The organism is Arthrobacter sp. 05T45, from assembly GCF_056395875.1.
Genome location: NZ_JBFTKI010000015.1, coordinates 39,034 through 49,810, shown reverse-complemented (window position 1 = coordinate 49,810; position 10,777 = coordinate 39,034). Strand labels below are relative to the sequence as shown.

9 protein-coding genes are annotated in these 10,777 nt (G+C 64.8%); 4 read left to right on the top strand and 5 right to left on the bottom strand.

From position 1 onward, the window contains the following. Positions 1-19: 19 nt before the first annotated feature. The 3 genes from thiL to AC1DGD_RS14460 form a co-directional block, all read right to left on the bottom strand. Positions 20-1,045, bottom strand: a complete 1,026-nt coding sequence (thiL, locus tag AC1DGD_RS14470; RefSeq protein ID WP_476857281.1) for a thiamine-phosphate kinase — start codon at positions 1,043-1,045, stop codon at positions 20-22. Positions 1,046-1,160: 115 nt separating this feature from the next. Beyond that, the gene (locus AC1DGD_RS14465; RefSeq protein WP_476857248.1) at positions 1,161-2,657 is read right to left on the bottom strand and encodes a hypothetical protein; all 1,497 of its coding nucleotides are present in this window, start codon (positions 2,655-2,657) and stop codon (positions 1,161-1,163) included. Positions 2,658-2,897: 240 nt separating this feature from the next. Next, positions 2,898-5,894, bottom strand: a complete 2,997-nt coding sequence (locus tag AC1DGD_RS14460) for a hypothetical protein (protein WP_476857247.1) — start codon at positions 5,892-5,894, stop codon at positions 2,898-2,900. A 229-nt stretch (positions 5,895-6,123) separates the two neighbouring features. On the opposite strand from AC1DGD_RS14460, the gene AC1DGD_RS14455 reads away from it, so the two are divergent. The 3 genes from AC1DGD_RS14455 to wecB all read left to right on the top strand — a co-directional run bounded on the left by AC1DGD_RS14455 (position 6,124) and on the right by wecB (position 8,331). Further along, on the top strand, positions 6,124-6,678 hold the full coding sequence (locus AC1DGD_RS14455; RefSeq protein WP_476857246.1) for a YdcF family protein: 555 nt from the start codon (positions 6,124-6,126) through the stop codon (positions 6,676-6,678). 145 nt (positions 6,679-6,823) lie between these two features. Beyond that, a complete protein-coding gene (locus AC1DGD_RS14450) occupies positions 6,824-7,135 on the top strand; it encodes a hypothetical protein (protein ID WP_476857245.1) in 312 nt (103 codons plus the stop codon). A 50-nt stretch (positions 7,136-7,185) separates the two neighbouring features. Continuing rightward, the gene (wecB, locus tag AC1DGD_RS14445; protein WP_476857280.1) at positions 7,186-8,331 is read left to right on the top strand and encodes a non-hydrolyzing UDP-N-acetylglucosamine 2-epimerase; all 1,146 of its coding nucleotides are present in this window, start codon (positions 7,186-7,188) and stop codon (positions 8,329-8,331) included. Between the two features lie 72 nt (positions 8,332-8,403). Here wecB and AC1DGD_RS14440 read toward each other — a convergent pair whose 3' ends face one another. Together AC1DGD_RS14440 and AC1DGD_RS14435 are read right to left on the bottom strand one after the other, a co-directional pair. After that, entirely contained in the window at positions 8,404-8,652 is a 249-nt protein-coding gene (locus tag AC1DGD_RS14440) for a hypothetical protein (protein WP_476857244.1), read from the bottom strand. A 50-nt stretch (positions 8,653-8,702) separates the two neighbouring features. Further along, complete coding sequence (locus tag AC1DGD_RS14435; protein ID WP_476857243.1) at positions 8,703-9,353, bottom strand: ATP-grasp fold amidoligase family protein; 651 nt, start codon at positions 9,351-9,353, stop codon at positions 8,703-8,705. Between the two features lie 508 nt (positions 9,354-9,861). On the opposite strand from AC1DGD_RS14435, the gene AC1DGD_RS14430 reads away from it, so the two are divergent. After that, positions 9,862-10,584, top strand: coding sequence for a glycoside hydrolase family protein (locus AC1DGD_RS14430; RefSeq protein ID WP_476857242.1), 723 nt, complete (start codon positions 9,862-9,864; stop codon positions 10,582-10,584). The last annotated feature ends 193 nt before the right edge of the window (positions 10,585-10,777 follow it).

Below are 10,777 nucleotides of genomic sequence, written 5' to 3'. Positions count from 1 at the left end.
TTGCGCGTTGGCGGCAATCTTAGTCTGCAAAGTGATCCCATCCCACAGCGTCAGCGGGCCTGCCCGCGATCGTTACTCCCATGCTTTCGGTTGGTGCAGGGGCCTCTACCGAGCCTATCGCAGTGAACCCGGGAGGGAGCGGAACCCCTGCCGGGAAAGTGGCGAGCAGCCCGTGGTCTTCACCGCCGCCGAGGACCCAGGCCAGCGGGTCTGCCCCCAACATCTCCGACGCCGGCAGCAGCGGGGCGGCCAGCTCCTTCAGGGCGGCGGCGTCCAGGTTCAGCACCGCGCGGCTGGCGGCCGCCATGCGGTTTCCGTCCCGGACCAGGCCGTCCGAGATGTCCATCATGGCGGACGCCCCCGCCTCACGGGCCAGCGGTCCGGCGGCGAGCGGCGGCTGCGGCCTGCACTGGGTGTCCAGGAGGGAACGCTGCCCGGCGGTCAGGGCGCCCACTGGGACGTTCGACTCCAGCAGCGCCAGCCCGGCGGCGGCCCGGCCCACTGTTCCTGCCAGGGCCACGGTGTCCCCTGGCCGGGCCCCGGAGCGCAGGACGGGTTCCTTGCCGTCAAGGGTCCCCAGGATCGCCACGCTGACCGCCAGTTCGCGGCCGCGGCCGAGGTCGCCGCCCGCCACCGCGCAGGCCGGAGCCCCCAGGCCCCTGATGCCGGCCACGAGGCCGTCCGCGAAATCCTCCACCCAGGAGACGAGGGTCTCCGGCGGCATGGTCAGGCTGACCACAACGGACGTGGCCCGGGCGCCCATGGCGTTGATGTCGCTGAGGTTTTGCGCCGCGGCCTTCCAGCCAACGTCGTACCCGGTGGTCCGGTAGCCGTTGTTCCATTCGAGCCGGAAATCCTGGTCCGCCACCTGGGTGTCGATGCTCAGCACGGTCCGCCCGTCCGGCGCGGCGACAATCGCGGCGTCGTCCCCCGGCCCCAGCAGCAAGTACGACGCCGCCGCCGGTCCGCCATTGGGCTGCGGGATCGTGAGCCGCGGAAAGATGCGACCCAGCAGCTGGGACTCCGAGAGGCCGGCAACGGTCAGTGCGGCGTCCGCGGGCACAGCGGTTTCGGGGACGGCGGTTTCGGGCACAGGTTCGGGCACAGTTTCAGGCACAGCCCTACGCTACCGCGAGGGGCCGACACCGGCCCCTCGCAGGCTAGATGGCGACGTCTTTCAGGGCGGGCGCCAATTCCAGCGTCGCCAGGTCAAAGGCATTGCGGCTGGCCCGGACCGATTCTGGAAGACGCATGAAGGTCTGGAAAAGGTTCCGGGAGTTGTAGGCCACCATCGATGGAAGCGCCACGTCGGCCTCGGCCATGGCGATGCTTCCCCAGGTACCCATTCGGTGTTCCCAGTAAAAGATGTCGTTGGGGTCGTAGCCGTGGAGCGACTCTTCGTTGAACGATGTCTTTTCCATCATCTGGCTGAAGAAAGCCCGGGTGACGGCCGATCCGGCATTCACGTCGTAGGCATCCGCCAATTGGAAGACACTAATCTTGCGGATCTTCTTGGAGAAGTTCTGGTAGAAACCTCGCATGACCTCGCCGCCGAAACCCCGGATGAATACTGCCTCTTCCGCGTCTTTTCCGACCTCGACGAGATTTCCCAGCCACGGGGAGCCCGATCCGCGATAGTAGGACGTCGCCCTGCGGTATGCGTGCGAGAAGTCGTTGTCGGACGCGTTCAGAGTCATCTTGTTCGGGACGGCCCATATCTGGGCATCCAATCCGTAGACCCCCGCCAATGCAGTGGCCGCCCTTGCATCGCTGGAGGCCGTCTTGTCTCCCTTTTCACTTCGTACGTAGGTGAAGATGAGGGGATCATGGTCCTTCGTCGCCGCGAACACCCCGCGGCTGTCAGTTCCGGCAGTCAGCCCCACTACAGGCCGTATTCCATGCTTTTCGACGTAGCGGGCGAGACCGCGCAAGTGAACGACAAGGCTGCTTGTGGCTTCGGCCTCGGTCAGTTCGGGTCCGATTTCCTCCCGCGGCCAGAAACGTTCGACGCGCTGTTCCTCCAGGGCCAGTTTGGTGTTCGGCGTCAGTTGCAGAACGTCGTTGTACGGCGTGGCCAGGCCGGGCAAGTACTTCACATCACGCTGGATGAAGTTTTTGGATGTGATGTACGGGATAAAGAAGTCGGCGAACCTCGAACCGATATAGTCTGCCACCAGTTCAGCGTGGGAGGCAGCAACGAACTCTCCCCGGGTGGAATAGAACACCGATCGGGAGCCCATGGCATCCTGAAAGATTTCCGTTCGCCCCTTCGTGTGCACCACAAGGGCGAACCTGCCGGCCAAGCGGTCAAGAATCGAATAGAAGCTGTCTTCGTCGGCAGCCGCATTCAGAAGCGATCCGAGGATGGCGCCCTCATCGTAGACATCCTCCTCCGGATCGAACGCGGTGCCGATCAGGGCAAGCTGGCGGGCGCCGGTGGCCGCGATCCGGAGGCGGGTTTCCGGGTGCAGAGTGACGACGATGTCACCAACGGCCCGGGATTTCCAATCGCGGATGGTCGGCATGTTCGGCGTTGACCCCGAAACAAGGAAGCCGTTCCTGTGCAGCAATCGACCCAAAGACTGCGTGTCGTTATCGAAAAACATCGTATTTTGTCCCCATTTTTGCAGCACGGACTGATGGTCCCAGGAAAACATCAGCGCCGTTTGGTTTCTAGTCGAGTATCGAACGAACCGCCCCCGAGATGGCTGGCGCCGCCGGTCGGACGTTCATAAAGAAACCGGACTTACGAATATTACCTTGGAGTAAGCAGATTATTTGCCGTCAGTTAGACCAGCAGTCATGACCCGCGCGGCAGGCCCCCCGATCCCCGCCCGGAAACGGGCAGGGGTCGCCGGTTGCCGCGTTCCGGAGGGGTGCCGGGAGCCCTCCGGACATCAGTAGGTGAGGGACTGGCAGCCGAGGCTGGACACGCCGGTGCGCAGGACGCCCGTCCCGGCGCTTGAGACGCAGATGGTGTATTTTCCGCGGGCCTTGATGGGGAGCGCGGCCCGGTATCCGTGGTTACCTCTCACGTTCAGCGCCCGGTTCACATCCAGCCGGTAGATGTTGGCCGTGACGCTGTAGCTCTTGGAGCTCGAATCCGGTAACTTCACGGTGACGCGAACCGGGACGCTGCGGCTCGTGAAGCCCGGATCCATGGCCCAGCCGGTCGCCACGATCGACCTGTTGGTGCTGGTCCCGGCCAAGCGGACGGTGTCGAGGTAGCCCCGGACCGGGGCGGCCGGCTGCGCCAGGACATCCCGGCAGCCCAGCAAGGTGTTGCCTGCACTGAGCGGGCTGACTGAGATGCCGTAGGCGCACACGCGGTAGCGGCCGGACAGGGTGATCGGGATGCTGTTCTGGAATCCGTGGCTTCCGGTCAGCGAAAACGCGGCATTTACGTCCGGCCGGGTCCCGTTCGCGGTGAAGGGGTAGCCCCTGGTCTTGCCGTCCGGGCCCGTGACGTAGATATGCACGGCGTTGGAGGCCGCCGGTGTACCGGGTTCGTAGGTCCAGCCGGACGCCGTGATAACCGCCGACGGCGTCCTGGTCTGCACCACAATGGAGTCCACGTAGCCGACCGGCCGGGCAGCAGGGGCCGCCGTAGCGTTGATGCAGCCCAGGAAGCCGTTGCCCTTGGTCAGGGTGGCGACCGCGATTCCGGTGGCGCAGACGCGGTACGTTCCGGCCTTCGACACGCTCACTGATGTCTGGTACCCGTGCGAACCGGCGATCCCCATGGCGGCGTTGACGTCGCTCCGGGCAGCGTTGGCGGTGGTGGTCACTGTCTTGGTGCTGCCGTCCGGGGACGTGACACTCAGCTGCACGGGGATCGATGCCGACGGGACGCCGGCGTCGAAGGACCAGCCTGCGACGTCCAGCCGCGCCGAGGACCCTGCGTTGATGAAGGCCACGGAATCCAGGTATCCGGTGGGCGGGTCACTGACAGCCACCGGGACGTTGCGGCAGCCCAGGGTGGTGTTTCCGGCAGCAAACGGGGCGACGGGGACGGCGTAGGCACAGATCCGGTACGTGCCGGTCTCCGTCGCCGGGACGGTGATCGCAAACCCGTGCGTGCCGCTGACCCCCAAGGTCTTATTGACGTCCGGGCGCTGCAGGTTGGCGGTGAAGGCCTGGCCGGTGGTGGCCCCTGCGGGGGTGGTCACGTAGACGTGGACCGGGATCGACGCGCCTGCCTGGCCGCGGTCCACGGCCCAGCCCCGCAGCTTGATGGACGGTTTGCCAGATACCATTGCGGTGCTGACCTCATCGAGGGATCCTTCGGGTGCGGGCGTGCCGGCCAGGGTGAGGGTCCGGCAGCCCAGTGCTGTGTTGTTGAAGATGCCGATTGCATAGGCGCAGGCTTGATACTGTCCGGCCGCTTTGACGGTGATCGACTCCTGGAAGCCGTGGTTTCCGCTGATGCCCAGCGCCGCGTTCACGTCGGCGCGCGGCTTGTCCGCGGTGAAGGCGTGGCCCGTCGTCGTCCCGTCAGGTGCTGTGACGTAAACGTGCGTCTGGGTGGAGGTGGAGGCCGCCGCCGGATCCACCGACCATCCGCGGACGTTGATGGTGGCGCCGGACGAGGTGACCGCGAGGGCTGCGCTGTCGAAGGAGCCCTTCGCGGGCGCACCCGGCGGACGGATCGTCACGGTGGCCGCGGTGTTGCTGACAGCGTCAATGGAGACCTTGGTACCGGCGTGCGTTGTAAAGGTCTGGCCGGCCTGCCAGGCCTGGGTGTTGCTGTAGTAGCCGTTGAAGGCGGTCGCCCGGGTATTGGGAGGAAGCAGGATCGAGGAGTTGCCGCCGCCCTGCTGGGTGATCTTCACGCCGCGGTTTCCGTCTTGCGCAATGACGGCGTCGTAACCGACCGGGGTGCGGAGTTCCAGGAAGTACACCTCGCCGGATTTCGGGTCCGTGAACTTCGCTGCGCGGTTGGCACCTGCTCCGGCCCAAGGCTTGAGGTTCACCGTGCGGGGGGCCGATACCGTGCCCAGGTTGGCGATCTCGTTGCCGTTGCCGAACCGGCCCATTTCCCAGAAGCTGGCGCTGATTTCCGGCATGAGGTCGAAGTGCGAGATACCCATGAGGTCCAGGTTGTCGCCGTAGGTCTTGATGCTGCAGGTGGCATCCGCGAACCCGGCGAACGGCCCGGAGGCCACGTCCATGGCGCCGCTGCCGCACAGCAGGCTGTTGGCATGGTCCATGCCGAGGGCGTGCCCGAATTCATGTGCCAGGACCGGCGTGGAGAGCCGGCTGTTCTGCGGCATCAGGATGCGGCCGCCAATGTTGCCGTTGCTGTAGGTCATTCCCGCGGCGCCGTTGGTGAGGTAGGCGCCGGGGATGAACATGACCAGCGCCGTGTAGGAACTCTGCGTCCAGCCCAGCTCCTGGGAGATGATGTCCACGATCTGCGCCGGCGACTGCTTGGAGGTCGCGGCGGACTTGTGCAGCTGGCGCGAGGAGGCCAGCGCAATGTCCACCCGGCCCGCGGTGGCGTAGGCCCAGTAGCGGTTAGCGGCGCTGAGCGAGGCCTTCGCAGCAGCCATGGGGACGGCCGCGTCCGTTTCGGCTGCAGTCTTGTCGGCCAGCTGCACCGTCACCAATGTGGTTTTCAACGTGCCGGCCAGCGGCGCGCTGACGTAGGTGTACTCGGACTTTGCCCTGCCTGCGGGAGGTTCCGGGCGCACAAAGTCATCCACCTGCCCCTGCGGGCTTGGATCCGACACCGCCGGCACGGTGCCAGTCTGCATGGCAGCCGCCGGCGCCAGCGCTCCGGCGGACACCTGTCCGGCGGCCGGCACCTCGACGGCGGCCACGGCGGCCTGCGGCAAGGTTGCTGCCAGCATCACGGCGGCAATCACGGTTGCCGCTATGTTTAGTTTTCGCAAGATTGCTCGCTTAAGGGTGAGACCGCAGGTGGAGACCTGTTGGTGGGAGCGACGTAAGTTGCCTACAGCATAAACGGCAATCCACATCTGTCACCCCAGTAACTTTGATCTCCAGAATCACAACTGCATCACGCATTCTTTTGTCCAAGTTTTGGCGCAGTACCGGCGCACCATTTCGCCACCTGAAAACCGCGTGCCAAACTTAGCCGTGCTTCCTTCCGTTGCCGCGGTGAATACCGCCACCCGCAGGGTGCTCGCCGTCGCCGTCGGAGGCCTCCTGCTGTGGCTGATCATCGCCCTCCAACTGTTCGTCAACGTGGATCCGCTCAGCACGCACCGGACGGACGCCGTCATCATGCTCGGCGGCGCGGCGTCCGAACGTCTGCCGGTGGCCCGCCAGTTCCAGGCCGAATTCCACGTTCCGGTCCTCGTGATCTCGCACACGGACACGTTCGGCAATCGGGTGGCGGACGAGGCGTGTAATTCAGCAGCCTTCCCCAACGCGTCCGTCGTCTGCTTCCGGCCCCCGGACCTGGACACCCGCGGCGAAGCGCTGGCAATCTCCAACCTGGTCAAGGCCAACGGCTGGAAGTCCGTCACCGTCGTGACATCCAGTTATCACCTCACCCGCGCGGGGCGCCTGATTGGCCAGTGCACGACGGCGGACGTACAGATGGTTGCCTCACATCCGGACCTGGATTTGGGCCAATGGCTGCGGCGGTTTGTGATCGAAACCGGAGGACTGATCGACGCTTCCTTGCGGCCGGAATGCGCCAATCAGTGAGCGGAAATGTAACAATTGAACCTCAACCGGCTGAATTGGTTAGCCGGTTCGGGCATCTGACCGAGGCAAGGAGGGCACGCTGGAACACTCTCCTGACCACCCTCCCCCGTTGGTTGCCGCGCCCCGGCACCTGCGCAGGCGCCGCATGCACGCAGAGATCCCGGACGGCCTCCTGGTGCCCGGCGCGGTGCCGCTTCCGCTCAAGGAACCACTTGCCGAGGCTTCGGTCGAGCAGGATGCCCCAATTGTGGATGCCGGAACAGAGGACGCACCGGATCGGGACACTACAGGCCCGGCCGCTGAAGCTGCGGCCCAGGCTGCCGCTATCCGGGAAAAAGAAGCCCAGCAGCTCATCCGGGCCGCATCATATCGGCGCAAACGGCGTGTGGCTTTCTTGGCCATGCTCTTCGTTGTCATCGCGGTGCCGGCCATCGCGCTTGCCCTTTTCTTCGGCTGAACCCGGCCCACAGACCTTAATAACCGCTCGCACACCCTTGGGGAATGACCATGCACAGAATCATGCCGATCTTCGGAACCAGGCCGGAAGCCATCAAGATGGCGCCGATCGTCAGCGCGCTCCAGGAGTCTCCGCTCTTCCGCTGCATCGTGACGGTCACGGGGCAGCACCGCGAGATGCTGGACCAGGTCAACGAACTCTTCGGCATCGTTCCGGACCACGACCTCAACATCCTGCAGCAGGGGCAATCCCTCTCGGCCATCATGACGCGGACCATTGACGGGCTGGAGAAGCTCTTCGCCGGTACTCGGCCGGACGCCGTCGTCGTCCAGGGTGACACCACCACCTCCACCGCCGCCGCCATCGCGGCGTTCTACCACGGCATTCCTGTGATCCACGTCGAGGCCGGGCTGCGCAGCGGCGACCTGCTCTCGCCGTTTCCGGAGGAAGCCAACCGCAAGATCACCAGCCAGATCACCCGCCTGCACCTGGCACCCACCTCCACCAGTCGGGAAAACCTGGAAAGGGAAGGCATCAGTCCGGAGGACATCGTGGTGACTGGCAACACCGTGATCGATGCCCTCCTCGCTACGGTGGACAAGCAGCTCCCCTTCACGGACCCCCGGCTGGAAGAACTGGACGCGAGCGGCCGCCGGATCCTGCTGGTCACCACGCACCGGCGCGAAAACCAGGGCGAATCCATGCGCAACGTGGGCCGGGCGCTGGCCCGAATCGCCGACGCCGAGCCGGACCTTGTCATCGTGCTGCCCGCCCACAAGAACCCGGTGGTGCGCGAGGCCGTGCTTCCCGCGCTGGAGGGCAACGCCAACGTCCTGGTGACGGAGCCGCTGGCCTACGGCGAATTCACCCGGCTGCTGTCCCGGGCGCACATCGTCCTCACCGACTCCGGCGGAGTGCAGGAGGAAGCGCCCAGCCTCGGCAAACCGGTCCTGGTGATGCGGGAAAACACGGAGCGGCCGGAAGCCCTGGAGGCCGGGACCGTCAAGCTGATCGGCACGGACGAGGAGCGGATTGTTGCCGAGGTGAGCCACCTCCTGCACGATTCCGCGCACTTTGCCGCCATGGCAAACGCAGTGAACCCCTACGGCGACGGCAAAGCCGCCGCCCGCACGGTGGCGGCCATCGAGGAACTGCTCGGCGTCGGCTACCGGACGGCGGAGTTCAGCGGGGCTTAGCAGGCCGCCGACGCCGGGCAGCTGTCCCTGCTCGGCCTGCCGCGAGGCATCCCGAGCGAGGACGGGCGTTGCCTACGCCACTTTTGACGAATGAGCGGTCAAGCTCTTCCGGTTGGACGCCCGCAGCCGGTCCCGGATGGCTGCCCAGAGCCCGCTGAGGCGGCGGTACCAGTCGTGGGGTGGGTCGCCTGCCTCGCAGGCCGCTGCGAGTTCCCGGTAGTAGGTGTGCAGCCTCTCAGCACCCTTGACGCCACCTCCGTAGGCGTAGCCGGCCCACGCCCTGTACGGCAGCGGCCCTGGGTGCGCGAGGGATTTCCTCAACTCCAAGGCGGTGTGCGCCAGCGGATCCACCGAGAGGCCGGGTGTGGTGATTAGCTCGTCGAAACGGCCAGAAGCTTGTGGGAGAACACGAACATCCACCGATGCGTACCACCAGGAGAATAGGTGAACTCGCCGAAGACCGGGCCTGTCGGGCTGTCGAACATGTCGATGCTGACAAACGGCGAGTCTGCCTCGAGCGAGAGCCTCTGCGCCCACCACAGCATTTCGGGGGCGTTCACCGGAACCACCGGCACGCCAGGCTTCGCGGCATCGCCAAGAAGGTAGTCGGTGCCGAGTTTGAGCGGCCGGAAGTCCCCGCCGAAGAGGACTACCTTGACGGGACCGGAGTTGCGGTCGATCTGCACCACAAGCCCCACTTCGCCCTGGAAGCAGTAGAACTTGTAGTCGAAGGGGATGGCACCAACCCCCAGCGTATGGATGGCCAGTTCCTCAACAATCCAGTGTGGTTCCTTCCGCGTGAATGGTTCGGCCTTCTCCATCTGGATCTGCACGATCGATTCAAGGTTCAAAGCCTGCAGATTCATGTGGTCAAAGAACTCTTCAGGACCGGTGCGCTCCGGGATCATGACTCCACGGGAGGACCAGCCGTTGGCCAGCTTCAGGACGAATATGCCCGGGAGACCCTCACCGTTGAGGGAGTCAAGGTTCTCCAGTACCGCAAGCCGCTTGGGAACGCGCATCCCCAGTTGCTCGACTAAGGGATGCGAAATGATTGTGTGTGCCAGTTCCGAGCGGCGATCCGTCCCCCGTTGTCGGAATTCGCCGGCTACAAAGGCCAGTAACGGTGATTGTGAACTCGAACGGTCAAATCCTGCTGGACTCATGTGCTGTAAGCCTCATCCCCATGTGATGCTTGATGGCAATATCTATAGATAGTTGACTCTCAAATGCCACTAAGTCGCCAGTCTGGGGAGAGAAATCGGACTGGCCAAATCGTGGAACAATGGAATTTCAGCCGGGGGGAGGGAGTACTCACCCCGCCCGCAGCCGAAAAAAGTGAGAGTGGACGTGAGCGTGGACCGCAGGGACTTCCTACGGCTGTCGGTGGCGGCCTCAGCCGTTGCCGCCCTGGCCGCGTGCACGCCGGATACGGCGCCCGGTCCCAGACCGCCATCAGCCCCGAGCCTTACTCCATCCGCACCGATAACCCGCCGGCCCAAACCCGGATATGCCGGCAAGGGCATGGGCATGCCCCGCTTCGACGGATTCGGCTTCGAGCAGTTAAATTCCCTGGACCTGGACTGGTTCTACAACTGGGGACCGGGATACCCGCCCCTCCGGCCGGCATCGACCCACACCGCTGAATTTGTTCCTATGATCTGGGGCCGCGGGTCCTTGGAGCGGAACGCCATTGAGCAGGTGCGATCGGAGGTACCGTGGACGGGTGCCGAGTACCTCCTCGGCTTCAACGAACCTGATCATGACGGCCAGGCGGACATGTCCGTGGGCACTGCCATCAAACTCTGGCCGCAGTTGGAACAGTCGGGCCTCAAGCTAGGGTCTCCGGCCCCGGTCCAGGCACTAGGCGACTGGCTCAAGAAATTCATGGACCAGGCAGCAGCGAAGGACCTGCGGGTGGACTTCGTGACTATGCACTCTTACGCGCCGCCCAACGCGGACTCGTTCCTCAAGTCGGTACAGCAGCTGCATGAACGCTACGGAAAGCCTGTCTGGATCACCGAATTTGCCGTGGCCGACTGGAAAGCAACCGCGAAGTCGCCCAGCCGATTCTCGGAGAGGGAAATCCTGGCTTTCATGCGCGAGACCGTCGACGGCCTCCGGCAAATGCCGTTCGTGGAGCGTTTCGCCTGGAAAACACGGGCCCACGACGATCCCATCATGGGAGCCTCGGCACTGTTCCGGAGCAACGGGTCACTAACCGCCACCGGCGAGCTCTACCGGTCTCTCTAAGGGGTCCCATAAGGGGTCCCTCGAAAGCGCACACACGCCAGGGACAGCGGCCGACGGCGGTCACCGGGCCGGTCCCGTGGCACCCCTTCGTGCCGAAGAAATCCTGCGCAATTCCTGCGGTATTCCGTGAGTTTCCTGAATGCCGCCTGTGCTAGGTTAGCTCGAGCCCAAGTGCTGTGGAAGTCAATCACGT